24 protein-coding genes are annotated in these 24,695 nt (G+C 59.4%); 7 read left to right on the top strand and 17 right to left on the bottom strand.

Features of this window, described 5'->3' with window-relative positions; all coding sequences use genetic code 11:
- Positions 1-29 precede the first annotated feature (29 nt).
- Positions 30-1,364, bottom strand: coding sequence for an IS1182 family transposase (locus WDM24_RS15330; RefSeq protein ID WP_338831764.1), 1,335 nt, complete (start codon positions 1,362-1,364; stop codon positions 30-32).
- Positions 1,365-1,625: 261 nt separating this feature from the next.
- Positions 1,626-1,877 carry a helix-turn-helix transcriptional regulator gene (locus WDM24_RS15325; RefSeq protein ID WP_338832391.1) on the bottom strand — a complete coding sequence of 84 codons (252 nt, stop codon included), beginning with the start codon at positions 1,875-1,877 and terminating at the stop codon, positions 1,626-1,628.
- Between the two features lie 110 nt (positions 1,878-1,987).
- Here WDM24_RS15325 and WDM24_RS15320 point away from each other — a divergent pair, with 110 nt between their 5' ends.
- Both WDM24_RS15320 and WDM24_RS15315 read left to right on the top strand, forming a co-directional pair.
- On the top strand, positions 1,988-2,806 hold the full coding sequence (locus WDM24_RS15320; protein WP_338831763.1) for a YqaJ viral recombinase family protein: 819 nt from the start codon (positions 1,988-1,990) through the stop codon (positions 2,804-2,806).
- Complete coding sequence (locus WDM24_RS15315; RefSeq protein WP_338831762.1) at positions 2,793-3,920, top strand: ERF family protein; 1,128 nt, start codon at positions 2,793-2,795, stop codon at positions 3,918-3,920. The genes WDM24_RS15320 and WDM24_RS15315 overlap by 14 nt, the downstream gene beginning before the upstream one ends.
- Positions 3,921-4,109: 189 nt before the next feature.
- Here WDM24_RS15315 and WDM24_RS15310 read toward each other — a convergent pair whose 3' ends face one another.
- Positions 4,110-4,592: a DUF5658 family protein gene (locus WDM24_RS15310; protein WP_338831761.1), complete on the bottom strand. Its 483-nt coding sequence runs from the start codon at positions 4,590-4,592 to the stop codon at positions 4,110-4,112.
- A gap of 188 nt (positions 4,593-4,780) precedes the next feature.
- Between WDM24_RS15310 and WDM24_RS15305 the strand changes: the two genes are divergently transcribed.
- Together WDM24_RS15305 and WDM24_RS15300 are read left to right on the top strand one after the other, a co-directional pair.
- The gene (locus WDM24_RS15305) at positions 4,781-5,698 is read left to right on the top strand and encodes a phosphatase PAP2 family protein (protein WP_338831760.1); all 918 of its coding nucleotides are present in this window, start codon (positions 4,781-4,783) and stop codon (positions 5,696-5,698) included.
- 377 nt (positions 5,699-6,075) lie between these two features.
- Entirely contained in the window at positions 6,076-7,074 is a 999-nt protein-coding gene (locus WDM24_RS15300) for an acyltransferase (RefSeq protein WP_338831759.1), read from the top strand.
- A gap of 135 nt (positions 7,075-7,209) precedes the next feature.
- Here WDM24_RS15300 and WDM24_RS15295 read toward each other — a convergent pair whose 3' ends face one another.
- Both WDM24_RS15295 and WDM24_RS15290 read right to left on the bottom strand, forming a co-directional pair.
- Complete coding sequence (locus WDM24_RS15295) at positions 7,210-8,034, bottom strand: sterol desaturase family protein (RefSeq protein WP_338831758.1); 825 nt, start codon at positions 8,032-8,034, stop codon at positions 7,210-7,212.
- Positions 8,035-8,116: 82 nt separating this feature from the next.
- On the bottom strand, positions 8,117-8,446 hold the full coding sequence (locus tag WDM24_RS15290) for a DUF5658 family protein (protein WP_338831757.1): 330 nt from the start codon (positions 8,444-8,446) through the stop codon (positions 8,117-8,119).
- 642 nt (positions 8,447-9,088) lie between these two features.
- On the opposite strand from WDM24_RS15290, the gene WDM24_RS15285 reads away from it, so the two are divergent.
- From WDM24_RS15285 to WDM24_RS15275, 3 genes are all read left to right on the top strand, one after another.
- Complete coding sequence (locus WDM24_RS15285) at positions 9,089-9,889, top strand: sterol desaturase family protein (protein ID WP_338831756.1); 801 nt, start codon at positions 9,089-9,091, stop codon at positions 9,887-9,889.
- 323 nt (positions 9,890-10,212) lie between these two features.
- Positions 10,213-10,581, top strand: a complete 369-nt coding sequence (locus WDM24_RS15280; RefSeq protein WP_338831755.1) for a hypothetical protein — start codon at positions 10,213-10,215, stop codon at positions 10,579-10,581.
- A gap of 205 nt (positions 10,582-10,786) precedes the next feature.
- A complete protein-coding gene (locus WDM24_RS15275; RefSeq protein ID WP_338831754.1) occupies positions 10,787-13,036 on the top strand; it encodes a fused MFS/spermidine synthase in 2,250 nt (749 codons plus the stop codon).
- Positions 13,037-13,099: 63 nt separating this feature from the next.
- Here WDM24_RS15275 and WDM24_RS15270 read toward each other — a convergent pair whose 3' ends face one another.
- From WDM24_RS15270 to cpaB, 12 genes are all read right to left on the bottom strand, one after another.
- Positions 13,100-13,636 (bottom strand): tetratricopeptide repeat protein, encoded by a 537-nt coding sequence (locus tag WDM24_RS15270; RefSeq protein ID WP_414645722.1) that lies wholly within the window; start codon positions 13,634-13,636, stop codon positions 13,100-13,102.
- A gap of 160 nt (positions 13,637-13,796) precedes the next feature.
- On the bottom strand, positions 13,797-14,198 hold the full coding sequence (locus tag WDM24_RS15265; protein WP_338831752.1) for a hypothetical protein: 402 nt from the start codon (positions 14,196-14,198) through the stop codon (positions 13,797-13,799).
- Between the two features lie 12 nt (positions 14,199-14,210).
- Positions 14,211-15,866 carry a type II and III secretion system protein family protein gene (locus tag WDM24_RS15260; protein ID WP_338831751.1) on the bottom strand — a complete coding sequence of 552 codons (1,656 nt, stop codon included), beginning with the start codon at positions 15,864-15,866 and terminating at the stop codon, positions 14,211-14,213.
- A gap of 419 nt (positions 15,867-16,285) precedes the next feature.
- On the bottom strand, positions 16,286-16,693 hold the full coding sequence (locus WDM24_RS15255; protein ID WP_338831749.1) for a TadE family protein: 408 nt from the start codon (positions 16,691-16,693) through the stop codon (positions 16,286-16,288).
- Entirely contained in the window at positions 16,693-17,958 is a 1,266-nt protein-coding gene (locus tag WDM24_RS15250) for a pilus assembly protein TadG-related protein (protein WP_338832390.1), read from the bottom strand. The genes WDM24_RS15255 and WDM24_RS15250 overlap by 1 nt, the downstream gene beginning before the upstream one ends.
- A 67-nt stretch (positions 17,959-18,025) precedes the next feature.
- Positions 18,026-18,511: a hypothetical protein gene (locus tag WDM24_RS15245; RefSeq protein ID WP_338831748.1), complete on the bottom strand. Its 486-nt coding sequence runs from the start codon at positions 18,509-18,511 to the stop codon at positions 18,026-18,028.
- A gap of 76 nt (positions 18,512-18,587) precedes the next feature.
- Positions 18,588-19,232: a methyltransferase family protein gene (locus tag WDM24_RS15240; RefSeq protein ID WP_338831746.1), complete on the bottom strand. Its 645-nt coding sequence runs from the start codon at positions 19,230-19,232 to the stop codon at positions 18,588-18,590.
- Positions 19,233-19,239: 7 nt separating this feature from the next.
- The gene (locus WDM24_RS15235; protein ID WP_338831744.1) at positions 19,240-20,136 is read right to left on the bottom strand and encodes a type II secretion system F family protein; all 897 of its coding nucleotides are present in this window, start codon (positions 20,134-20,136) and stop codon (positions 19,240-19,242) included.
- The gene (locus WDM24_RS15230) at positions 20,133-21,062 is read right to left on the bottom strand and encodes a type II secretion system F family protein (protein ID WP_338831742.1); all 930 of its coding nucleotides are present in this window, start codon (positions 21,060-21,062) and stop codon (positions 20,133-20,135) included. Before WDM24_RS15230 ends, WDM24_RS15235 begins: the two co-directional genes overlap by 4 nt.
- Entirely contained in the window at positions 21,062-22,528 is a 1,467-nt protein-coding gene (locus WDM24_RS15225) for a CpaF family protein (protein ID WP_338831741.1), read from the bottom strand. The genes WDM24_RS15230 and WDM24_RS15225 overlap by 1 nt, the downstream gene beginning before the upstream one ends.
- Complete coding sequence (locus WDM24_RS15220) at positions 22,525-23,727, bottom strand: AAA family ATPase (protein WP_338831739.1); 1,203 nt, start codon at positions 23,725-23,727, stop codon at positions 22,525-22,527. The genes WDM24_RS15225 and WDM24_RS15220 overlap by 4 nt, the downstream gene beginning before the upstream one ends.
- On the bottom strand, positions 23,727-24,695 hold the full coding sequence (gene cpaB, locus WDM24_RS15215; protein ID WP_338831738.1) for a Flp pilus assembly protein CpaB: 969 nt from the start codon (positions 24,693-24,695) through the stop codon (positions 23,727-23,729). Before cpaB ends, WDM24_RS15220 begins: the two co-directional genes overlap by 1 nt.

Here is a 24,695-nt window from a genome sequence, read left to right as displayed (position 1 = left end):
TGACGGGCATTTGTTGTAGAGTAGCAGGCTCAGGCTGCGTTTGCGAGGTTGAACAGCTTGAGGAGGTTATGGACGGTGCAGATCATTGTCCACTCGGCGCGCACTTTCTCGATGCCCCGCAACAGGAACTGGCGGAAGCCTCTTGCCTGTTTGATCTGCCCGAACACCGGGTCCACCACTTGCTTTCGCAATCGGTAGGGTGTTTCGAAGCCGCCATCGTCGATCTTCTTTCGCATGGCCTGTGTCAGCGGGCCGCCGACTTTTCCGTTCGCTACTGTCGGGTGCTTGGCGCGTCCGGGCGCGACATAGCCATCGATGCTGCGTGTGTCGAGCGCTTCGAGATTGGCTTCGCTGCAGTAGCCGGAATCCGCTGAGGCCTGCCGCGGCTTGCGGCCAAGATTGCTCTCGATGGCCTCGATCAGGGGCACCAACTGGCCCTGATCGCTGCCGTGCAGGGTCAGTTCTTGCGCGACAATGATCTGGGCATGTGCATCGACGGCCGCCTGGGCATTATAGGCCTGAACGAAGCCATCCTTCGACTTCATGATGCGGCTTTCCGGATCGGTGAAGTTGCGTTGCGCCTTGGGATTGGGTTCCTCCGATGGCAGCGCCGCCGGTTTGCCCGGCTTCTTGCGGCCTTCGGCCTGGCGCTGCTGTTCCTTTTCGGCCTCGATGCGGCGCTCTTCCTCCGCCGCCAGTTTGGCGTCCGCTTCCAGCGCCGCCATCGCTTGCTGGATCTTCGCCAGCCGTTTCTGCTTGTCGACGGTCCAGTCCGGCAGTTCGTCGCTGTTGCCGAAAGTCTCATCCTCCGAGGCATCCGCCGCCTCGGCGGCCGCCAGCATGCGAGCGACCTCGGCCTTCAATTCCGCCTCGCGCTTCTTCATGCGCTCATAACTCATCGCCTTGTGTTTCGACGCGTTCGCCTTGATCTTCGTACCATCCAGCGCGACATGACCGAGCTTGACCAGCCCGGCCGTCTCGCACAACTTCAGAACCTGCACGAATAGCGCGCCGAGCGCCTTCAAATGTCGCTTGCGAAAGTCGCTGATCGTCCGAAAATCCGGCGCATCCAGCGCCACGATCATCACAAAATCGTTCCGCTCCCGGCAGGCCTTGGCAATCCGACGCGACGAATACAGCCCACTCGCATAGCTATGCAGCAGCAGCGCCACCATCATCCGCGGATCAAACGGCGGCTGCCCAAGCCCGCTCACATAGCTGCCCATGATCTCCCTGAGATCGAGGCTCTCCCGCACCAGATCAACCATAAACCGCGAGACATGGCCTTTCGGCACGAAGTCCTGCACATTCGGCGGCAGAAGCAGCGTCTGATCGATGTTCCAAGGCCGAAAATACTCGCTCATCGCCCAATGTTGAATCAGACCCGACCAGATTTGAACAGCGACTATCCAGACAAGCTCCTAGCGGCGAGCAGAGGCCTATCCACTGCAATTTGCAATTCGAAGACTGCGGATATTTGGGCTCCGCGATTTGCGTACAGGTACCCAACCCTCGCGGAAATTCGAGTCCAGCTTCTCGATCAACTGCGAGAAACGGAATATCAGTCCTGAGCTGTAACCCTCTCGGCGCCTCTGCCCCGCTCTGACAGCCGCGCCACCAGGAATCTAGCGGTTCCGTTCTTCGGGCTTTCGCTTTTGAAGGCGCACTCCTGGTCCGCCGCCGTTCTCGTCGATGAACTCGACCCCCGCAGCTTGAAACGCGCGCTGGATTACCTCGAGGGTCGCGCGTCGCGGTGCGGCCGATCCAGCCTCCAGTTGATGAACAGTGACGACTCCGACCCCCGCCGCACGCGCAAGGTCCTGCTGACTCCAAGCTAGAAGTCCTCGAGCTGCCCGACACTGCGCTGGATTTATCATGCCTTCTGATGCCGGATTCGTTGGGTTTTTACAATTCCATAAAAAATCCATGGACACGAAGGCGTATAATTTATATGCTTACGATGTTTTCATATACATGGGAGATTTCTATGAGCGTTCACAGCCCGGTTCGGTTCAATCGGCGCGGCTTCATTGGGGGCTCAGATGCCCGCATCATCATGGGCGAAGACCAGGCCGCTCTACTCCGCCTCTGGCGAGAAAAGCGCGGCGAGGTTGGGCCGGAGGATCTATCCAAGAACTTGATCGTCCAGCTCGGCACGGTGACTGAGGATTTGAACCGGCAATGGTATGAAATGAATACGAGCCAAGCCGTAACCGCGGTCCAACGGCGGGTGTTTCACCCGGTGAAGCGTTGGATGGCGGCCACGCTTGACGGCATGGTCGAGGCCAGGGGTGCGGTGTTTGAGGCGAAGTTCATGCTGCCATGGTCGTTCTCGGAAGAAACGGCCGCTGAAAAACACATGGCCCAACTGCAGCACAACATGTGGGTCACGGCTTCGAGGACCGCGGTGCTCTCGATCATCACCGGCGGCGGCAAATGGGTAGAGATCACCATTCCGGCCGATCCGCTGTACCAGCACTTGCTGCTGACGGCGGAAAAGAAATTCTGGCGCTGCGTCGAGACCGGCGAGGCCCCTCAGCTGTTCGGCATTGAACCCCCACGCCCCCGAATTGAAGCGGTTCGAACCGTAGATATGAGCGCCTCCAATGCCTGGGCGGAGTTTGCCGGGGTCTTTCATCGGACGCGCTCCGCCCATCTCGAGCACGATACGGCAAAATCCGAGCTGAAGAAGCTGATGCCAGAAGACGCGAAAGAAGCGGCTGGCCACGGGCTTAGGGCCACCCGCTCGAAATCCGGTTCAATCAGCTTTCATGTTATTCAGGAGGCCGGTCATGCAGCAGTCTAGCGAAACGATCGGCGCGATCGCCAGCGCACTGGCCAAGGCCCAACTCGAACTTTCCAATCCGGAAAAGGCGCTGACTGCGACCATCCCTGCAGTCTTTCCGCGCGAAGAGGCTCGCAGCTTCAGATACGCCTCTCTAGCGAGCGGACTGGATCTGGTTCGCAAGTGCTTAGGGAACCATGAGATTGCAACCGTTCAAACGACAAGTATCGACCAAGCGACGAGCCTTGTTCGTTTGACAACGGTCCTCGCGCATTCGTCCGGAGAATGGATGTCTTCGGAATGGCCGGTGTGTGCCGTCAGTGAAATCAATGCTCCACACCGGATGGGAACTGCCCTCACTTATGCCCGGCGATACGCTCTCTTTGCCCTTGTGGGTATCGCGGGCGAGGACGACTTGGATGCGCCGGACGCCACATCGGCCCCGCCGCCCCCCGAATTTCGGGCCGGCAGTCGGCCCGACGTCAAAGGAAACAAAGGTGCTGCGCAGCGGCCTCCGCTGCTCAGCCTGGATCAATCAGCCCAACTGAGGGAGCAGATGTTGGCGGAGCTCGACTGCTTAACGAGTGAGAACGACCTTCTCGCCTGGGCCCAAGTCGGACTGCCGAGGAAGAACACCCTCTTGGTGCCAGATGCCCGCGCCCTTGAGTCTGCCTATCTCGAGAAGCTGGCGGCCGTGCAGCAGGTGCTTCCTGACACAAGCGATAGCTTGAAACCGGATGCGTCCGTCGAGGACACCCCAAGCGATGCGACGGCTAATCTCGCATTTCCCAAAGAACCCGTGCGCAAGCGCAGCAAGGCCCACCTGCTGTTTGTCCGGGAACAGCCTTGCCTCGTTTGCCGGCAAAGTCCGTGCGATGCCCACCATTTAAAGTTCGCTCAATCCAGGGCTCTCGGCCGCAAGGTCAGCGACGAATTCACCGTTCCGTTGTGTCGCGCCCATCACCAAGAGTTGCATCGACAGGGCAACGAAAGGGCCTGGTGGGCGAACCTGAAGATCGCGCCATTGCCGGTGGCGCATGACTTGTGGGCGACAAGTTCGATCCACAGTCCGCTCACCGCTGTCGTCAGCGCGGCCGCTCCATTACGCCTGGAGTCGGAGGCTTGCCCACGATGAACGGGCCATTCCAACTGGGCAAGATCTGACGGCAACAACGTTGCCGGTCGAGTTTGAAGTGTGGGCGCCGCCTCCCCTGCTGCGTCGGTGAACGCCTTGGCCACTACCACGCGCTACGCCAGGCGATCTTCGCTGACGTGGCGGCGCGGTCTGCGATCGAATGGCACCTCAATTGGCATTCTTTGTGATTCAGTTCGTGCCGGCAATGATAAGGAGGTTGTTCAGTACGGGCGTACAGCAGAACGCCACTACGATAGCGATGTTGTAAGGATTGGTGCTGCGCCAAAGCAGCCACATCATGATATACGTCAAACCCAGCTTCGGGATAAGCCACCAAGCACCGAGCCATGTCTGAGCGATGTGCATGAACGGGTTTAACTCGCCGAGCCCGAGATTCAGGATCATGTTCGTGGTGACCAAGTCGGCGCACCCAAGGAACAAGATGGAAAGTACGAGGAGTGCCTTAACCCGCTTCGCGTCAAGCTTCGGTGCCGAAGATGGTTCGAGCGGTCGGTTATAGCGTTGCGCCACAACGGTCTCATACTCGAACGCGACGCCCTGCGGGTCGTTTTGTTCAAACCAAGCCCGCGCGGCCTCGATGGTCTCAAAGACCTTCAGGTGCCCCGGGTCGCCAACTACCTTGCTTCTGTCAGTATAAATCCAGACCTTCATTGCAATTAGCTCGACGATTGTTGACTTCGATGCCGGAGCATAGTGCCGCCCCGACGAAGATCAACATCGACGGATTACCCGCGGTCGCACCGCGGCTGCTCCCGTTAACTAACGGGTCCCTGCTCCGTTGCCCAACCCGGAAATGCAATGATAGACTAGTCGCCATTTCATGACTTGGGCCTATTTTAATGAGCATTTCCGAAACGGTATTGCCGTCGGTTTCAGCCGCCCCGAAGCAATCCGCGATCACAGAGGCGAATGCGCTTTGGCTGATCGTAGGCATCATGATCGCCATCGACTCAGTGTGGCTCAGACTGTCTGGGATAGGAATTTCATTCGGACCAGCGTTTGTCGTGGGGCTTACAACTCTGGCCGTCCTCCATCTGATCTACACTAGACTTCGGCCCAACAGGCGCATTGCGCAGTTCGCCCTGACGTCTATGCAGTTGGTGGCGTTTACAGCCGCCGGCACGATTCTCGTCTATTTGACCGTGACCTCTAACTTTCCATTGATCGACCGCCAGCTAGAGACCGCCGACGCTGCGATGGGCTTCAACTGGCTCACGTTCTTCGATTGGGTGAAAGATCGCCCAGCGATAGATCGCGCGCTCGATATCGCCTACGACAGCTCCATATTCGAAATATTCGTTCTGCTCGTGATTCTAAATGCCACCAGTCGGTTTGAACAGGCGCGACACTTCGTTTGGCTGTTCGTGTTGACGCTCCTGATCATCATGTTCTTTGCATGGTTGTTTCCAGCCGAAAGTGCCTGGGCGCATTTCGGCGTCGCGGACCGGGTTGACGCCTATCATCTGGCAGATTTTGTCGCGCTGCGAGCGGGACAGCTGAAAGAGATCGCGCTCGCCAAGGCCAACGGGCTGATCACATTCCCCTCCTTCCACGCTGCGCTTGGTTTGATTCTCATTATTGCCACCAGACGGACCTTCCTTTTTCCGATCTTCTTACCTCTTAATGTTGCGATGATCGCTTCGGCGCTCACATCAGGTGGCCACTATTTGATCGACATCTTCGCTGGTCTAGCTGTTGTTCCGGTTGCTGCATTAATCTGGCGATCATTGAAGCGACTGACGGAAGCAACCAGATGAAGAAACGGTTGAACGGACTGACCGGACCAAAAGTATCCGACCTCGAAGCCTCGATCGTTACTGCGGTAATACTCGCCTTGCTTCTATTAGCCATGAGTACAATCTGAATCGCTATCCGCAAGCGACCGAACGAACAGCCTCCAGCTCCGCCGAACTGTATCCGATCGCGCCCCATCCGAAGCCATCGCGGATCTAGTCGATGCCGCTGTCAGTCCAATGTCGCCGCCTTTTAACGGCGGCCAGGACTGGACGAAGCGCCTTAGTTGTATCGTCGCGTCCGCGCTGAAGAACCGCCAGGAGCAACGACGTGCGAGCGGCTTGGCGGTTGCTGAATGCGATGGTAGCCTGCTCTATTTCGTGACTTCTGGCCTATTTTCATGAGTAATTTGGCATTGGAATTCACTCTTCAGCAGAATCGCTCCGAGCCGCTTGACGCGCTCCGCGGCTTGGCCATTTCACTTGTCATCGCCCGCCACTACTTCGGCTTCAAGTATGGCATGCTGGGCGTCGACCTGTTCTTTGTTCTCAGCGGCTTTCTGATTGGCGGCATTTTGCTCGATAGCCGTGAACAGCCCGGCTACTTCTCGTCGTTCTACGGCCGACGAGCGTTCCGGATCCTGCCATTGTACTGGCTGCTGCTGGCGCTCCTGCCGCCTGATCATTGGGGCTACTATCTGCTCTTCATGCAAGCCGTCCCTTGGTTACAGTTCGGCTTTCCTCAATCCGATCTAACATTCGTCACCTGGACGCTGGCCATCGAGGAGCAATTCTATCTCGTCCTGCCAATCCTGATTTACTGGCTACCGCGGCAATGGTTAGTCCGCATTCTGTGGGGTGGCATTCTGCTTGCGCCGGTCTGGCGCTGGCTGTTCCACGCTTATTTGCCGGATCAATCGTGGCAATTTTTGCTTCCGGGACGCTTGGATGAATTATTCGGCGGCGTCCTGCTCGCCTGTTTCGCGCGTGGCTATTGCCGTTCCGTTATCGTGTGGGCAATGCTGGCTTGTGTGCCACCGCTTTGCGATGTGGCATATGCCGCAACAGTTGAAGCGTTCGCCTTTATTTCGGTAACAGCGTTCGCATGCTGTGTCATCGTTTGGCTGGGCGCCAATATCGAGCGGCCCCAGTTGCTCCGTCCGCTCGTCTGGCCGGGACGGCGCTGCTATTCGCTATATCTGTTCCACATGGTCGTCTACGACGTATTTTTTGACCTCGGCCGGCCGCTTTCTGGCTTCGTCGCGCTTCCAATCGTATGCCTCCTCGCGGAGATAAGCTGGCGCGTAATCGAGGCTCCGTTAATCAACTACGCAAAAAGAAGATTTGCCAGAGCCGAATCGAGTCCCTTGGGTATCGCAGGTTTAGCTAGCCGACACTAAACGACGACTGAGCGAGGTCTAAGAACTATTTGAGCGGATGAAATGAAGGTCTGGATTTATGCTGACACGAACAATAACGTTGGTCACCCGCAGCATGTCGAAGTCTTTGCCAAACGAAGGCGCGCAGGCTTGGTTTCAGATTGAAGGTCTTCCTGTATTTCCGGTCCTACCCGACGGATCGCCGCGTCTTTGCCTCGATTTCCATTCGAGAAACGGGTGCGCCAAAAGTGCCAAATATCCTGACGGCATCGGATGATCGACGCCAAACGTCTTCGGCTTCTGCCCCTTCGGAAGGTAGACACTTCCGAACAGCAAATCGTAGAACGAGAACATCCCGGCAAAGTTCTTGTCTCTGGCTTCCATCTCGCTGCTGTGGTGCCAATGATGAAATTCCGGCGACACCAGGACGTAGCGTAGAGGGCCGTAGTTCAAGCGCACGTTGGCATGAACGAGATAGGCCTGCCAGTAGTAGACGAGGAAGTAAGTCCCGATTGCTTCTGAGGAGAAGCCGAGCGCGAAGAGCGGAAACAGCGAGCCAGCCTTCATGAATACCACGTCCAGCGGGTGCTGATGGACCGCAGCGAGCCAGTCCAGTTCTTCGACAGCGTGGTGAACGGCATGGATGTGCCACATGGCGGGCACGGCGTGCAGGATGCGGTGGGTCCAGTAGACCCCGAAGTCCCCGATCAGGATCACCAAGACGACTTGGACCAAATAAGGAAGACCGTCGATCGTCTGCTTCACTACCGACGGCAGTACCGATTGATTGACCACAATGGCCATCGTGACGATAGCGATGACGCCGACGATAATCAGCCATCCATTGAGAAACTGGAAAGCCATATCGGTTAGCAGGCCACGTCTGAAAATCTTCTGACGCCTCGCAGCAAATAGTCGCTCGATCGGAACGAAGATCAAAAGCGTCAGCAAAAATCTACTAAGTCCAAATAGCTCGTCCATTCAAATAGCCGCCTTGAAAATGGCGGAAGCCTAGCACTTGCCTCCTCATTCGCCAACCGCTGCAACAGGCGAAGTGATTGATTCAGCTCGTGCCCGCGATGATGAGGACAAGGTTGTTTAGTACGGGCGTAGAGCAGAAAGCCACTACAAGGGCCACGTTGTAAACGTTCTTGCTGCGCCAAAGCAGCCACGTCACGAGAAGCGTTAAACCGAGCTTGGGAATGAGCCACCACACGCCGAGCCAGGTCTGAGCCAGCCTCATGAACGGGTTCAGTTCGCCCATGCCGAGATCCAGGATCAGATTCGTCGTCACGAGGTCGGCGCAACCCACTAACAAGCAGGACAGCAACAAGAGTGCTTTGACCCAATTCGATTTTAGGCCCTCGATGCTGAAGATGCCCGGCTTGGTCATATGAAAAGAATCCTGAGGCAATGGCGGAGTTGAAAGGACCGGCGAGGATGCAATTTGGAGGGTGTCTAAGCCAAAAAACTTTATATTTTCTCAAGCTTCGATCGATGGGCTCAAGGGCCCAGTGCTTGAGTGGCGCCCCTCCGGATTCCCACCCAACAGCCGGCTTGACCAACCGACGTCCCGCCCCGCGGTTTGCGCCGCGGCTGCGGAGCCGAGGCGCGGGCGACGCGCCGCCGAAGAAAGGCCGTGGTTCAAGCGGGGCACGCCCACGAGAACAATAAGCGAACACTATCGCCGACCTCAAGTGCATTCTTGCCGGCCAGTCTCTTCGGACAGCAGTCGACACAAATGGTTAATGTGGGTGATTCAAGCTTCCTGCCGATTGGGAAAGGGGGCTGCGCATCGTGCGCGATTCCCTCCACCCCCCATGCGCGATGGGGTCAAAAGCGCGAAGGAAAATCCCGCAAAAATCGCGGCTTGCGCTCGCTCAAGGTTTAAGGAAATATGAGGTTTTCAGCATCCGGACGACGGATGTCTTTCGATCATTTGTTCGTTCTTTTATTGGCATTTGGATTTCCGCTGGCAGAGCCGAAGGGCTGCCCTACCGACCCAAGACCATATTGAATCGGCGAGTCATTTTTCATGTCGGGTGAGATCGCAGACGCCGCTCGTCTTGCGGCAATTTATTTAAGTGTCATCTACGGCACTCGTCTCTTGGAGACATGGTGGCCCATTGCGCCCGTTCCGGGTCCCGAGTTTCGCGATGATTGGCTAGTCGTTATCGTGAGCATCGGATTGGAAAACCTGCTCGGTCCGATCGCGGCAATATGCGCAGGTACGATTGTGAGCTACACGGGGGTTGGCTGGATTCAATTACCGACTGACGGTTACTGGTGGTACGCCTCTCTCGCACTCGTCGTGATTGCTCTTGATCTCTACAAGTACACATTCCATCGTCTTCAACATGCAATTCCCTTCCTTTGGGCTATGCACTCGTTTCATCACAGCGCGAATGCCCTTACGTTCATCACTGCTGGCCGGCATTTTTGGCTGGAGAGGGTCCTTTCCGACGCCTTTCTTCCAATTTTGGCGATCTTGTTTCGGATCCCAGCGGATATGGCATTGGCCGCGGGATTTATCTTCTTCGTCCCCGACACTTGTGCTCATCTAAACCTCCGCATCCCGCTCGGTCGGTTCGTGACGTGGATAAACAACCCGCAATGGCACCGGATCCATCACTCGGTCCTGATGGAGCATCGAGACAAGAACTTTGCCGCCTTTTTTCCACTCTGGGACTTTCTATTTGGCACGGCGTGGGTGCCGAAACCAGACGAGTATCCCGCAACAGGACTTGTGCCTGCTGAACGAGTGGACATCATCAATAGTGTGATCTGGCCAGTCCGACATCTGCGGCATCAAAAGTCCAAGAATGAATTGGGTTAAAGGCCTCTTGGTGCTCTTCAACGTATTCCTGAGGTACGCCGACCTCGTGTCCACGAATGATATCCTGCACTGAGGATTCGGTGCGTTAAACCCCTCGATGCAGCTGGCTCAGACATCGTTAGGCCTTTGGTGGCACTCAGTTTGACGTTTATCGTGACGTGGCTTGCTTTGGCGCAGCAACAATATATCTCCCTCGTGGTAGCCTTTTGCTCTACACCTGAACAACCTCATCATCATCGCAGGCGCAAACTGACTCGACCACTCGGCTTGAAGTGGGCAGTTGTCATTTCGGTCGCTTGCTGCGCCGCGAGCTGGTTCCGCTGATGGAACGTCTAGCGAGACTCGAACAGATCGAAATTGCGAAGCGCGACGCCGCCCAACAGGAAGAGGCGCAAGACACGCCCGAGGCGAACAAGAAGCCTGATGCCGGTAGCGAACAGGCCGTGCTCAGTCCCTCGCGGGAAGAGATGCAGTTGATCAGAAAGTACATCAAGGCCGCCCCTTCGGCGGACGCTGGCGGGCCTCCGATTAACGTCGGCGATCCCATCACCGGTGGAATGATTCCGCTGCCGTCGTCGCTGACGGAGAAAGTGCCGCGACTGATCGGTGCGAAATTTGCGACCCGCAACGGCGCGAGCATCATAAGCGCAAGAAACAGCCGACGCGTCGACGCAGTGCTGACGCCGAACTAGATTCACGCCACAGGACTTTGGCTGCCTCGGGCACGCCCCACAGGTAGAGTTTCCTGAATCCACGCGATGATGCTATGCTTGAACGTGTTTTCCTTCGGGGATGAATTAACCATCCCGGCGATTTGGTCGTCTTTTCAGTTTTCGACAACAGCGATTCTTACTCGTTAATTTGGCACCGCGTGCCGTATAACAGTTCAGAAACACCATGCATTTTGATGGTCAGGTAAACCTACGAACGATATCCGCACCTGCGTTGCGTTTTGCGCCCGTGATGTATCCTGCGGCGCTTTTCCTCTCTGCGCTGTTGCTGTTTGCGATCGAACCGATGTTTGCAAAGATGGTGCTGCCTCGGCTTGGCGGTGCCGCAGCCATCTGGTCAGTTGCAATGGTCTTCTTCCAGTCGGCGCTGCTGCTGGGCTATGCCTACGCCCACGTGCTCAGCCGCACATTGTCGCCGGGGCCATCGGCTCTCGTTCATCTAGGGCTCCTGGCAATTGCCGCCGCAACATTGCCGGTCGGCATCGCTCAAGGCTTCGAAACGGCGCCACAGCAAGGGCTCGAACTTTGGCTGCTGGCATTGTTTGCCGCCTCGATGGGCTTGCCGTTCGTCGCACTCGCCGCGACCGCTCCCCTGCTGCAAAACTGGTTCGCGGCGAGTGGTCATCCGCGGGCCGCCAATCCCTACCTTTTATATGCGGCGTCCAATTTGGGCTCGTTCGTGGCGCTCATGACTTATCCTTTCGTTGTCGAGCCGCTGTTGACGTTACGGACACAGATCGAGATGTGGTCGCTCGGTTACTTTCTTTTGACCTTGCTGATCGCGGCCGCGGCACTCATCGTCGCCGGCGCGGGCAAGCGTTCGATCAACCAGGCAAGCCCCGGAACCGACACCGCCCCCACGACCGCCGAACGGACGATGTGGACCGTGCTGGCCGCGATCCCGGCGGGCCTTATGATCGCCGTCACGGCTGCAATCTCTGTCGACCTGGCGGCAGCGCCATTCCTCTGGGTCTTGCCACTGTCGCTCTACCTTTTGACCTTCGTGGCGATCTTCCGCGAGCGTGCCTGGGTAGCGCACAATCGTGTGCTGAAGCTGATGCCGTTTGCTGCCGTGGCCCTCGTCGCATCCGCGTCTACTGTGGTGCGGCCGTATTTTGGCGTCCTGCTCGGGATGCATCTCGCGAGCTTCCTGGTGATAGCGCTTGCTTGCCATGGCGAACTCTATCGCCGCCGGCCGAACCCAGCACGCCTGACGGAATTCTACCTGTGGACCTCATTCGGCGGTATGATTGGCGGCATCTTCGCCGGGTTGATCGCACCGCACATATTCAACGGTGTCGCCGAGTATCCCATACTGGTGCTGGCCGCACTGCTGGCAATGCCCGGCGCGTTTGACGGCGGGCTGCGCAGGCTTTTGCGGCAGAGTGGCCCCGGTTTGGCATTGGCTGCGTTGACCCTCGGCATTGTTTGGCTGCACGTTCGCATTCCAGCCAACACCGCGCTGCCCGTCGATATCGCGCTCATTGTGCTGGCCGGGGTCATGGTGCTGGTACGTCGGCAACCGGCCATATTCTTCGGCCTTGCTGCGTTCGCCTTCGTGATCGCCAAGCTCGACCCCCTGTTCGCTCCCATTGAACAGGTCCGCAGCTTCTTCGGCGTGCATCGCGTGGTCGAGGACCGCTCCGGACAATTTCGCCTCCTGATGCATGGAACGACCGCGCACGGCGCCGAGCGCGTGCGCAATGCGGATGGGACGCCGGTCAAAGGCCGCCCCGAACCGACCACCTATTTTTATTTCGGAGGACCGATCGGCGATGCGATCGTCGCGGCTCGCCGTGCGCAGGGACGGCTGGCGCGGGTAGCGGCAGTTGGGCTCGGCACCGGCAGCCTCGCCTGCCATCGGCAGGACGGCGAGGACTGGACGTTCTTCGAGCTCGATCGGCAAGTGGCCCGCATCGCCCGCGACCCGACTCTGTTCCATTTCCTGCCGGAATGTGGACCAGATATCCGCATTGTGCTCGGAGATGCGCGGCTCACCCTGACGGCGTCACCGGATCGCTACGATCTGATCGTGCTCGACGCCTTCTCCTCCGATGCGATCCCCGTGCATCTGCTGACCCGCGAAGCGTTTGCCGGATATCTGGCGCACCTCACTGCGCACGGTGTCATCGTTCTGCACATCTCGAACCGGCATATGGCGCTGCGGGGGCCGGCGGCCGCGGTCGGCCTTGCAGAAGGCCTCGTGGCCTTTGGCAAACTTCAGATTCCTCCGGTGACGGCGCAAGAGGACGCCAGGGCTGCATCTGAGGTGGTCGTGTTTGCCCGCGATGTAAAGGATCTTGGCGAGCTGCCGTCGCAGGGATGGACGCGCCTCGATCCCGGCTCGCGGGTTGCATGGACCGACGACTATGCGAACATTCTCGGCGCCGTTCTCGACGCCAAGCTCGGGCGCTGATCAAGCACGCCGCTACGTCCCAGAAGCCTCGATCAAACTGCTCTTCCGCGACGGCGATCAACCTTATGGCTGATTGTTCGGCGGCCTCTCGATGAACTTCCGGCTGCCATTGAGAAGCTCGAGATTGTTGGCGATGACCGGGTTGCCGGGATCGAGCGAATACGCCTTCTCGAACTTTCGCCGCGCGCCGCTCAGATTGCCGCGCAGCATGAGGGAATATCCCTGGTCATTCAGGATCTGAATGGTCTCGCCGCCCAGCCGGATCGCCTGCGCATAGGCCTGATCGGCAAGATCGAACCTGCGTATCCGGTCATAGCTCGCCGCGAGCCCGACCCAGGCGGTCACGTCCTTCGGCGATTTCTCGACGGCGTCCTTGAAATAGCGCTGGGCGATTCCGTAATTGCCGCGGTTGTATTGCTCCAGCCCCAGCCGCACCGGCTCGTCGGAGGGATAGTATTTGACGTCGGTCGGCTCCTGCACGGGGTCGCCGCCCGGCGGATCCACCGGCGCAACGATCGCGGCCTCCCGCGTCGTGTAGTCGCAGGCCCCAAGGCCGGTCGCCATGCAGCAACAGATCAGCGCTGGAGCAAGACGATGCAATCCTCGCCCCGTTCCCCACTTCCAGCGCATCTCTTGCACCTTTCGAAAGATCATCGCGAAACTACCTACAAAAACAGACGACACGACCGAAACACCGAGATCAGCGCCAGAAGCTCTCCCAACGGCAAATGCTCAGGAGGCTGAGACCCTCAGCTCACCACTACCTGCCGCCTCCCCCCACACCGACGGCCACCGATCCTCCGGTCCCCGCTCCCAATCCGGTTGTGTTGACGTTCTGAATTGTGGTGACCGGCGGCGCCTGGCCCATCGCTTTGGTCGGATCGCCCATGTCGGGAAGCTGATCAAGCGGGCGTTGCTGATTGCCATAGCGTGTCACCGCACCGCCCGTGCGCCGCGCATCGTACGCGATCCTGCGATCGCCGACATATGCCGGCCACGGGTGGATCGTGTGGGTAACGGCGTTGACCTCTTTTGCATTGCCGGCGCTCATCGTGATGGTGTCAGAGCGCTCGACGTAGCGGTCCATCTCGTCATGCCCGTAAACGCCGTAGCAGCCTCCGAGCAGGAATGGTGCGAGCAGTGCCAGGTACCTGATGGTCATCCCTCGCCTCCTCTAGTTCAGGGTTTTCACGACCGGCTGGTTCGCAGCGGCGGCCGGTGACGGAGCGCGGACGACCGCATCGGGCGCGATGATGTGGCCATAGGGTCCCTTCACCTCGCCGCCGGAGTTGACGTAGTCGTCGTAGCGCTTGCGGACTTCCATCTGGCCATTGAGGAAGAAGTCGACATCGTTGGCCGGCAGACGTGAGTCGAGCGGCGACGCCAGTTGCTGGCCAGGCGCCGCCGGCGCGACCAGGCGCGGCGTCACGATAATGACCAGATCGGTTTCTTCCTGCTGATAGGATTTGCTGCTGAACAAGCTTCCAATCACGGGCACCGAGCCGATCCAGGGCAATTGCGAGACGTCCTGCCGGTTGCGGGTCTGCAGCAGGCCCGCGATGGCAAAGCTCTGCCCGTCGCGCAATTCGACCGTGGTACGCGCGTCGCGGCGGGTCAGGGACGGAACGGTGGTGCCCTGGATCGTCACTGCATTCGCAAAGTCGAGCTCGCTGACCGAAGGCTCGACGCGAAGGTTGATCACACCACGCGACAGCACGGTGGGCACGAAGGCCAGTTCGACACCGAACTTCTTGTAGTCGATCGACACGGTCGGAAAGCCGGCTGCCGACTGCGTCGGGATCGGCACCGGAAATTCGCCGCCGGCCAGGAAGCGCGCGGCGTCGCCGGAAAGCGTGGTCAGGTTCGGCTCCGCCAGCCGGCGCGCCAGTCCCTTTGTTTCCAGTGCCGTAATCAGGAGGTCGACCGAACTGCCGTTGCTGGTCCGCAAGATGCTCGTCAGCAGGCTTCCGAACGGGGGCGGAGCTACGCCGCCGGCGGAACCTATGAGCGTGCCTGCCGTAGCAAGCACGGGAAGGCTGCCTGTGGGCGGAGAACCAACAGCACTTCCACCGGCGCCCAAGGGGCCAGTGTTGGTATTGATACCACCAATGGGAGTCCGGCCCGCGGCCACGACTCCGCCCAGCCCCGAAATGCCAACATTGGTCCCATTGGCGTTGGCCGCCATAAGGTTCACGCCGAGATCGCGCCCCGCCTGCCGGCTGACCTCGAGGAACCGCACCTCGAGCATCACTTGCTGCGGCGCCGCAACGCTCATCGCATTGACGACGATGCCGCCCTCAGGAACGCTGCCTTTGGCGATCGCCAGCGCCTTCTCCGCGGCGACCGCATCGGCAGCCATTCCGCTCAGCACCACCTGGCCCTCGGATGCAGAAACGCGAATGCCGCGGGTGCCCGTGCCGGACGAGATGTTCTGCTGCAGATTGCCGATGTCGAGCGTGACTTCGACATCGAGAATGCCGATCTGCTTCATCGAGCTGTCGAACAGGATGACGTTGGTGGTGCCGGTCTTCTTGCCCTGAACGTAGATCAGGTGATCGCTTAGCGACTTCACGTCAACGATGTCGGGCGAGCCGGCTACGATGGTCGAAAATGCCGAATCGACCCTGAAGGTACGTGACTTGTTGAGGGTCACCTTGACCCGCTGGACCTCCGTCACCTCGCTGACGAAGACGCTGCCGGACGAGACCCGCCGCTCTGCCGCCCCTGCGCGGTCGGTGCAATCAAACAAGGCGACCGAAGCGCCAAGAGCTGTCATGCTCAAGGCGACAATCGCGTGTCCCGCGCTACCCCATACGCGACCACCAACCATGCGAATCCCCTTCGCCGTATTTCCTACGGCCAATTCCGTAGATTTACGGCCTCCGACTTCCTGATCACTCTCCTTCGCGCACCACGCCGTAGAGCTTACAGTCTGTCCGACTACAAATCGTTACCTGCGAATTCCCATTCCCGGCGCGCCGAGCTGAGGCACACCCCAGTTCGGTCCCGGACACGCCCCGGCACCAGCCCGCAAATGGCGGCTCAAGGATCATCCCCTGCCACGCGCCTTGATTGCAAGGAAAGAGGCCCGCCCGGCCGTGGCACCCCCCGAGAAAACTCTCCGATGTTGCCAGCGCGCACCACTTCCGTAATCCGCTTGGGCTAATCGTCGGCCTACCCAACGGGCCGAGGCCGTCCTGGTCTCAGCCGGCGTCGAGCCGCCTCCCGATCAGCCCCGATTCGGTCCTCTCAAAACGGAATCTGGGTGGACACGCTCGGCGCGTTGAAGGACGCGCCCCAGACCGGCACCAGCATGGTGAAGTTGGAAGATGCCGTCACGGTAAGCGAAGAGGCCCCAGCGGTCGTGCTCACTGTAGGCGTGAGACCGCCAGCATACAGGAAAGGAGCAATGGCCTGCTTCTCTGCGGCCGACAGGTAGTCAGTGGTACAAGCGGATGGTGATGTGCCCGCTATCACGGCAGGCGTGTAGCAGTTGATGATGTTTGCCCGAGCGCCGGCGCTCGCAAGCATGCGCAACGATTGCACCGTGATCGCATATCGTCCGAAATCAAAGATCGCGAAGATCAAGGTGAACAAGGCCCCGCCGACGAGACAAAACTCGAAAGCTGCCACCCCACGCTGGTCGAGCTTTCTCATCACTGCACCAAACGCACAGTTTGAACGTTAGGCTTTACTGCCCCATCTGAAATACATTTGGAATTGTCCAGCGTCGTATTGCCTTGGAATGACACAGCGTAGGCTATGACCTGATAGCAGCCGGTACCGGGGGCACTCGACGAGCTGTTGCCTCCGTAGGTGACGGGAGCATTCGGCACATAGACGGTGCCATTGAAATAGCTGGTGGAGGTGCCACTGATGTTGACGCCTTGCTTCGAATAGGCCTCTCCATCATAGATCAGGAGATCTTTCATCAGGGCCTTGACCGTTGCTGACAATACGGACGGCCCGGTAGGCGACGTCATTGCCGTAAGCTGGATCGTCGGGGTCCCAGTAATGGTGAGCGATGCTCCTGCGAAAAATATCAGGGTGGCCGTACCTGTTATGGTTGGATTCATATTGATTTTGACGTTCCCCGAAAAATAGTACGTGCCGTTTAATGCGGAACTGAACGCCGGGTTGTTGTTGCTATTGTAACAGCTGCATGTCTCATATGGCATGGGTGTTGTGCTGTTGTTCTTGTTCGGAAAATCCGACGTCTTCAACGCGGACAGCGCCGTGTTCACGGCACTTAATGGATCGGGAATCGGCTGCTGATAGGTTTTCACGCCCGTGCATTGGCTTCCCCCCGTCTGGGAGCAACCGCCGACTGTGTAGCTCGGCGCATTCACCGAGATGCCGGAATTGCCGACGAAGCCGATCGCATTCGCCGCCGCACTGTCCGACGAAATGCCGCAGTTTGCCGACGATACGGTAGCGCTGCCCTGAAAGGTAACGGGGTCGTGCAAAGCCAACACGCATGGAGGTTTCGCCAAACTATCAACGCCGGCGACCGCTGTCGCGACCACGTTGATCGTCGACAAACCAAGCAACTGGGCCAGGTATGCCGGTTGCTGCTGACTGACAGTGGCCTGGACGTAATTTCCCGCGATCCCGTTCCACGACCCCAGCGTGGCGATCTGGACCGACTTGGACACCCCTTGCGGAAGGCTGGTAGCGCACGTGGCGCCGGGATAGGAGGTGTCGCCTGAATTGCAGAACGAGTTCTGGGCTGCAACCTGCTTGCCGCGATAATCGACTGACTGTGTATTGCTGCAGGTTACGCCGGCCTGTGGCGCGTTGTCGCACGCCAACCGCAAGGCGCCCGAATAGGCGGCCGCATCAGCCGCGCCCTGGGCGCGTTGCCGCGTCACGTACCACGACCCGGCCTCACCGCCGAGTGCCATCACCCCGATCAACGGCACCAAGGCAACCACGGTTCCGAATGCGGCGGACCCTCGACGGCAACGAAGCATGTTACGCATGGGACACCTATTGAAACCGCTCTGAGTAAGTCAGTGTGAACGAACAGGCATTGCCGGTGGTGCTCGTGCACAACACAGACGTCAGCACGATCGGCGCCAACGTGATCGTTGTTGAGTACACGTAATACTTCGCGAGCGAAGGATCAGAGTTTCCAGCCGCGCAGACAGCATTGCTATCGCCGCAAATGAGCTGAATGCTGGGGATCGGAAAGCGGCTATCGGCCTTGGCGAGTGCGGCAGACGCCCAACTGGACGCGTTCGTGACGTCGGGTGGCGGGGAATACAGGATGGATTGGCCGAACGCGCGCAATGCCGCGAGCGCCGATATGTACCTGTAGCCGGCCACGGCAAGATCAGCAAGCGGCAGAAGGATTATCATTATTAGGAAAAGGTAGACGAACGGCATCTCGAACGCGACGGCGCCGCGCTGATCGGCGACCAGAGAACGTTTGCGGCTCACAAGCCTCTTTCGGCGATGCGACAAATACAGCACGTTGGCACCTTCACGATAAGGTTAGACCGGTACCTCGCTAACGAATGGCCGCGATAATTCTGCCATTCCCGGCAGATCACCAAACATAGGGTATCAATCTCCAGCGCGACGCTTCGTAACTCGCGTACTCCGGAAAACTGCGCCGCAGCAGGTCTTCTTCATAGTGGATCCGACATACCTGAACGCCGATGTGCAGTACGAACAGGGCCAGCGTCACCGACGAAAAGCTTTTGAGCACCACACCGAATACTGCGATCTCCTCCGCCAGATAGAGCGGGTGCTTGATCCATCGGTACGGACCCGTTTGCACCACGGAACGCGCTTGCGGCACCAGGCTGAACGATTTGCCAAGATGCCTGATCGTGACGAGCATCATCATCATGCCGGCCAACACGCAAACCGTGGATGCAAGGTTCGGCAACGCCTTGTCGGTCTCGCCGAAGAAGCCGATCGTCCATGGCATGTAGGTCCCGGCAAAGGCCGCTACTCTCGGCAGCAAACCATCCGCATGCGCCTTTGCCGGTGGCCGGGTCATGACCAGCAGCCCGAGAAGGACGTAGAAGCTGGCGAGGCAAAGGCTCGACAAGAGTGACGGCCAGGGCTCGGAAAGCGATCCGATCTTGATGGCGAGGCCAAGCGCCAGCAGCATGAACCACATGCCGCCGAGCAACTGCATCGTCCGTTCGTAAGTCGACTTGTTCGATAGAGTCACGGCGCTCATGGACTACCTACTTAAAAGCGTGAACGAGATGCAAAAACGGGCTCGCGCCCAGAATGACGAACATGGCCGGAAGCATGAACAGCACCATCGGAATTGTCAGCTTGGCGCCCAGCTTGTGAGCTCGCTCCTCCAGCTTGGTGATCCGCTCCCGCCGAAGGTCGACAGCAATACCGCGCAGCGCCGTCCCCAGCGGCGTTCCGTACTGCAGGCTTTGACCGATCACCGTTCCAAAGCGGCGAAGCCCATCCGACTTGGCGCCGAGCTTCTCGAATGCTTCGCTACGGCTCGGCAATATGCGGAGATCATCGAGCAGTCCGTGCAATACCTGAGCCATCGCCGGATTGGTTTCCTTCATCTCATCCGCCACGCGCTCAAGCCCGCCCTCGAGGCCCATCCCCGCCTCGCTGCACACAACGAGCAAATCGATGGTATCCGGCGTCCCCAGCCGAACGGCCGTATCAAAGCGCCTTTTCATGAAGAAAAGGATCAAGCGAGGTCCCATGATTCCGATCACCACCCCGATCAGCGTGAAAATCATCGCATCGGAGAGCGGCTTTCCGAGAAGCTGCGCTGCAAAGAAAGCCGCAAACGGAAACAGGAACATGCTGACGGCTTTGACGCCGATCCAGATCGGCAAAGTCTGATAATGGTTGAAACCCGCCGACTGAATAACCGTTCGGAGCTGCTCCAGATTTTCCTCCGCATAGAAGCGCTTGTAGCGAGCGCCTATCGAGGAAAGCCAACCGATCAGGTCCTGCGAGGAGCTTGACCGGTCTGGAATGCCAAGCACAGCGTTCGACACGCGTGTATTTAGCGTACGAAGGTGCACTTCGCGAATGATCAGAATGCACATTGCGGCTGCTGCCGCCGTGGCAAGGGCCGCGAAACCGAGACCAGCAGTCATAGTGCCGTCTCCCTTCTGATCATCCAGCGTATCACGAAGTGCCCGACAAACACCGAACCCATCGCGTAGGCCAACAGCGCGTTGCCAGTCGGGTCATAGAACAGCAGATCGATCGACTGTGGATTGATCGCATAGAGCAATCCGCCAATGATGAACGGCGATAGCGAAAGAGCACGCGAAGAGAAGATGACCTCTCCGGCCAGAGCCTTCGCGCGCGCAGCCAACGCAACCCGTTGGCTTATAGTGTCGGCCAGTATCTGCAGGGTTTCCGCCAGACTGCCGCCCGCCTTCAACTGGACCGCGAGCGTTACCGCAAACATGGCGTATTCAGCAAGCAACGTTCGCTGATAGACGCCTTCGACTGCCTCTTCCGGGGCCCTCCCCATCGCCAGCTCGCTGCAAACGATTTTGAACTGACCGGATGTTGGCTCTGGCATCTCCCGCGCGATGGCGCGAAAGGCTTCGTTGACGGGCAATCCTGATCGAACGGTGCTGGTCACCAACTGGATTGCGTCGGGAAGCTGGCGGAAAAGCTGATTGATGAAGCGACTTCGCTGCCATCCGAGCGCGCCCCGCACCACCAGGATGGCGACGGCAGCAGCAGCGATCGACACCACCGGCGTGGAAAATTCCAGCAAGCGATGATTCGCGTAAATGACCAGACCCGCGGCCATCACACCAGCCAGAAACACATAGGCCGGATGCCAAACGTAAACGATGTCAGCCTGATAATTGACGAGGCGCTGGAGCATACCCCAACGCGAAGCCTTGGCCGCGCGACGGATAGACACCAAGGTTGCCGCCTCGGACGTCGGCAGAGCAATCTCGATCTGGCGCTCCATCCGCCTGTGTCGCGAGTCGAGCCACAGCGTATTGATCGTCGCACACAACAGAAGCACCAGAACGATGATCAGGGGCGTCGACATCAGATCTGCCTCATCGCTTCGGCCCAGGCTCGATCGAGCCCGTAATAGACAAGGCGGCTCTTGAATTTCGGGACTGCGTTGGTGGATCGGTAGGTGCCCGATATCCGCCCGTGCACATCCTCCTCCTTGTACTCGAACAGCGCGATGTCGTTGGTGGTGATCACCTCGCCTTCCAGGCCGATCACCTCGGTGACCTGGACGATCCGGCGCTGGCCGTCCCGCATGCGTTCGACCTGCACGATGATATCCAGGGCGGCGACGATCTGAGACCGGATCGCTCGAGACGGCAGATTGACCTGACCCATCTGCACCATGTTTTCGACGCGCGTCAGCGCATCGCGCGCACTATTGGCGTGCACCGTCGAGATCGATCCATCATGGCCGGTGTTCATTGCCTGCAGCATGTCGAATGCTTCGGCGCCGCGGACCTCGCCTACGATGATGCGATCCGGGCGCATGCGCAGGGCGTTCCACAAGAGATCGCGTTGCGTGACCTGCCCCGTACCCTCGAGGCTGGGCGGCCGCGTCTCCAGGCTGATCACGTGCGGTTGCTGCAGCTGCAGCTCCGCCGCATCCTCGATGGTGACGATGCGTTCGCTGTGGTCGATGAACTGGCTAAGGGCGTTCAACAGTGTCGTCTTGCCCGACCCCGTACCGCCGGAGACCAGAACATTGAGCCGGCAGCGAGAGGCAATTTCCAACAGCTGTCCGAGAGCGGGGGTCATCGATCCGTTCTCGATCATCCCGTTGATGTTCAAACGCCGGCTCGGAAATTTTCGGATCGAAATGCAGGGACTGTGGATGGCCAGCGGCGGCAGGATGATGTTGACGCGGCTGCCGTCCGGCAGGCGGCAATCCACCATCGGGCTGGATTCATCCACGCGCCGGCCGACCTGCGCGGCAATCTTTTGCCCGACCGCGGCAATATGGTCGTTGTCGCGGAACCGTATGGCGATCCGTTCCAGCTTGCCGTTTCGCTCGACATAAACGTTACTTGGTCCGTTGACCATGATATCATTAATCGATTCATCCAGCAGAAGCTGACGGAGCGGACCGTAACCGGTCATGTCGTCAGCTATTTCTTCCGCCAGCAGAAGCTGCTCGCGACCGGACAGTTCCAGCCGTTCCTGGTTGGCGATGCCGTGGATGATCTCCTCGATCTGCCGTCGCAGGACCTCGCGCGAGACCGAAGCGGCCACTGCCGGCTCGATCTGCTCGATGACCCGTTCGCGCAACGACGCCGACATCGCCGTATGATGTGTCGAACGTTCCTCGCGCTTAGATGTCGACGGGCGCAAACTTGGCGCCGGCGACTCCACACCCGGCGCCGGTGACTCCACACTAGGCGCAGCTGGCGCCGTGTCGAGCAACACCGGCGGCACGCTCGGCGCCGCCGTCGGCGAGCTCGCCATCAGTGTAGGCAAACGTATTGGCGTTTCGTCTGCGCGCCTGCCGAACTTTTTCATAGCCCGAGCCACCTCTTCCACCGCCCCTTCCGCTTGGGGCCGACGCCGGTGATCTCCCGAACGATCGGAGCGAGGTGACGCCGCAGTGCCGATACATGCTTGAGAGCCGGAATTCCGAGGTTGACAGCCTGGGTCATTCCCTTGCCGAGATCCGGGATCACCATGTCCGGTTCTGCGCCGAGAGCCTTGACGATCGTCGCCCTGGGAAGGCCGCCAGCACGATCTGCGCGATTGAGCAGGGTAAAGACCCGGTCCTTGCCGGCGATGTTGGTGACCGCGTTGCGCAGCGCATGAGCATTGCGCAGGCCGGTCACCTCCGCTTCCAGCAGAACCAGCACGTGACGGGACAGCGTGATGACCGGATAGATCGATGCCGGGAACGGCACCGGTACATCGACAACGACGTAGTTGAAGCGCTGACGGAGCAGACCCAGCACGTGCCGCACGCCCGCTTCGGTGATATCGAGCTTGGCATCGAGGTCTTCGTCGCCGGAAATCAGGACAACCCGATCGTTCACCTCGATCGCCGCCCGTTCGAGGAACAGCGTGTCGGCCCGCATAGGATTTTCGAGGGCAATGCGCAGCCCAGGTCCTGGGCGAACACCCAGCATCACCGCAGTCTCGCCGCCCTGCAGATGCAGGTCGAGCAGTGCGACCTTGGCCTTGGTGGTTTCGGCCAGTTGCAGCGCGAGATTGATGGCGATGCTCGTCGCTCCGGCGCCGCCCTGCGCACCACAGATAGAGACCACATGCCCCCCACGATCATTGTGAGCGGGCGCGACGTCGCCAAGCAGCTTCGGCCGGAGCTGGTCCAGCACCATATCCCGGGTGATCGGCGTTGGAAGATACTCGGTAAGGCCGGTCTCCATCAGCTCCCGGTAGAAGGTGATCTCCCGGTTCTCGCCGATCAGGCAGACCCGGACATCGGGCGGGCAGACGCTGGCCAGACGCTCCAAATCGGTGAAGGGATCATCGATCCCGCTGATGTCAGTCACCACCGCGGACAGATCGGTGTCGGTCTCGAGCATGCGCGTCGCATGACGGATGTTGCCACGTCGGATAACCAGGTTGCAGCCGTCGAGGCCCTTGCGAAGGGCCGCCGCGCTCAACTCGTCGTTCACGAAGCAGACGATACGGTTACGCGTGAGAACGGACGACGTCTCTTCAGGTGATTCCACCACTGCCATGTTCACACTCATCAACGTTTCTCCGGAACCTTGCCCGCATCGCTCACCGCCGTGGCCGCCTCGCGGGCAGCCTCCGTCGTCCCGTCGCAGGCGGCGAGAGCGTCGTCGTCCTGATCCCGCTTCCTGACCGAGTATTGCTTGAGCTCGCGGCCGTTATAGATCGCCACCGTCGTGCTCTGGCCGGCAACCGCACTCTGGCGCGCCAGCTCTGGCGACACATCGCAGCTGGATGTCGCGCCCGAGTCGGCGGCCTTTTCCCACTGCTCAGCCGCAGATCGGACGACGAGCGAGAGCGTTCCAAGCTGTTTCGCGACGGAGACCTTCTTGACCTGCTCCGGCTTAAGCTCCAACGACACGGTTTGCGCCGTCTTGCCTGCGACAGCATTGCTGATGGAGCGCCCGCCTTGCGCAATCTCTTGGTCGATCGCGATCACGCGCACATTGGATAGAACGGTTTCGCTGACGGCCCGCCGCACCGGATCCGCCTTCTCGAACACCTGCGTCAACACCACGTCGACATTGTCGCCCGGCCTGATCAGCCCCGAGACGCCAGTCTCCTCGTCCACCTTGAGGCTGATTGCGCGGCTGTCCGGCGCCAGAACGCTGGCAAGGAACCCGCGATCCCTAGGACGCAGGATGTCCTGCAACGTAATGGCGCTCCCGGCGTCGACGAACTTGCGAACCAGAGAACCGGGAAGTCCGGCCTTGGTGTCAGGCGTTTCGAGGATCGCCCCTGCAGGGACACGATCCGGCGCCGCCTGGCGCACGGTGAAATCTTCGTCCCGCGCCAACGTTCCTTTCGAAAGCGCACGTGTCGTAACAAAGTAACCGACGGTTACAAGCCCAGCCGGCGGCTTTTCCGCGACCACCTCCGCAACAATGCGGTCCTTCGGCTGGTTCACGCTATAGGCAATGAGCCCGAGCGCCGTAGCCGCAAGCAGCAGCACCATAATGATCGAGACGCGCAGAGCCGACGACAT

It is taken from the genome of Bradyrhizobium sp. 27S5 (assembly GCF_037217225.1).
Classification (GTDB): Bacteria; Pseudomonadota; Alphaproteobacteria; order Rhizobiales; family Xanthobacteraceae; genus Bradyrhizobium; species Bradyrhizobium septentrionale.
The sequence above is the reverse complement of the archived record's forward strand: the minus strand, read 5'-3'. Positions and strand labels throughout refer to the sequence as shown.

Excerpts from the sequence above, each read along its gene's own strand:
- WDM24_RS15330 (WP_338831764.1), bottom strand. The coding sequence starts at position 1,364 with ATGAGCGAGTATTTTCGGCCTTGGAACATCGATCAGACGCTGCTTCTG.
- WDM24_RS15325 (WP_338832391.1), bottom strand. The coding sequence starts at position 1,877 with ATGATAAATCCAGCGCAGTGTCGGGCAGCTCGAGGACTTCTAGCTTGG.
- WDM24_RS15320 (WP_338831763.1), top strand. The coding sequence starts at position 1,988 with ATGAGCGTTCACAGCCCGGTTCGGTTCAATCGGCGCGGCTTCATTGGG.
- WDM24_RS15315 (WP_338831762.1), top strand. The coding sequence starts at position 2,793 with ATGCAGCAGTCTAGCGAAACGATCGGCGCGATCGCCAGCGCACTGGCC.
- WDM24_RS15310 (WP_338831761.1), bottom strand. The coding sequence starts at position 4,592 with ATGAAGGTCTGGATTTATACTGACAGAAGCAAGGTAGTTGGCGACCCG.
- WDM24_RS15305 (WP_338831760.1), top strand. The coding sequence starts at position 4,781 with ATGAGCATTTCCGAAACGGTATTGCCGTCGGTTTCAGCCGCCCCGAAG.
- WDM24_RS15300 (WP_338831759.1), top strand. The coding sequence starts at position 6,076 with ATGAGTAATTTGGCATTGGAATTCACTCTTCAGCAGAATCGCTCCGAG.
- WDM24_RS15295 (WP_338831758.1), bottom strand. The coding sequence starts at position 8,034 with ATGGACGAGCTATTTGGACTTAGTAGATTTTTGCTGACGCTTTTGATC.
- WDM24_RS15290 (WP_338831757.1), bottom strand. The coding sequence starts at position 8,446 with ATGACCAAGCCGGGCATCTTCAGCATCGAGGGCCTAAAATCGAATTGG.
- WDM24_RS15285 (WP_338831756.1), top strand. The coding sequence starts at position 9,089 with ATGTCGGGTGAGATCGCAGACGCCGCTCGTCTTGCGGCAATTTATTTA.
- WDM24_RS15280 (WP_338831755.1), top strand. The coding sequence starts at position 10,213 with ATGGAACGTCTAGCGAGACTCGAACAGATCGAAATTGCGAAGCGCGAC.
- WDM24_RS15275 (WP_338831754.1), top strand. The coding sequence starts at position 10,787 with ATGCATTTTGATGGTCAGGTAAACCTACGAACGATATCCGCACCTGCG.
- WDM24_RS15265 (WP_338831752.1), bottom strand. The coding sequence starts at position 14,198 with ATGACCATCAGGTACCTGGCACTGCTCGCACCATTCCTGCTCGGAGGC.
- WDM24_RS15260 (WP_338831751.1), bottom strand. The coding sequence starts at position 15,866 with ATGGTTGGTGGTCGCGTATGGGGTAGCGCGGGACACGCGATTGTCGCC.
- WDM24_RS15255 (WP_338831749.1), bottom strand. The coding sequence starts at position 16,693 with ATGAGAAAGCTCGACCAGCGTGGGGTGGCAGCTTTCGAGTTTTGTCTC.
- WDM24_RS15240 (WP_338831746.1), bottom strand. The coding sequence starts at position 19,232 with ATGAGCGCCGTGACTCTATCGAACAAGTCGACTTACGAACGGACGATG.
- WDM24_RS15235 (WP_338831744.1), bottom strand. The coding sequence starts at position 20,136 with ATGACTGCTGGTCTCGGTTTCGCGGCCCTTGCCACGGCGGCAGCAGCC.
- WDM24_RS15230 (WP_338831742.1), bottom strand. The coding sequence starts at position 21,062 with ATGTCGACGCCCCTGATCATCGTTCTGGTGCTTCTGTTGTGTGCGACG.
- WDM24_RS15225 (WP_338831741.1), bottom strand. The coding sequence starts at position 22,528 with ATGAAAAAGTTCGGCAGGCGCGCAGACGAAACGCCAATACGTTTGCCT.
- WDM24_RS15220 (WP_338831739.1), bottom strand. The coding sequence starts at position 23,727 with ATGAGTGTGAACATGGCAGTGGTGGAATCACCTGAAGAGACGTCGTCC.
- cpaB (WP_338831738.1), bottom strand. The coding sequence starts at position 24,695 with ATGTCGTCGGCTCTGCGCGTCTCGATCATTATGGTGCTGCTGCTTGCG.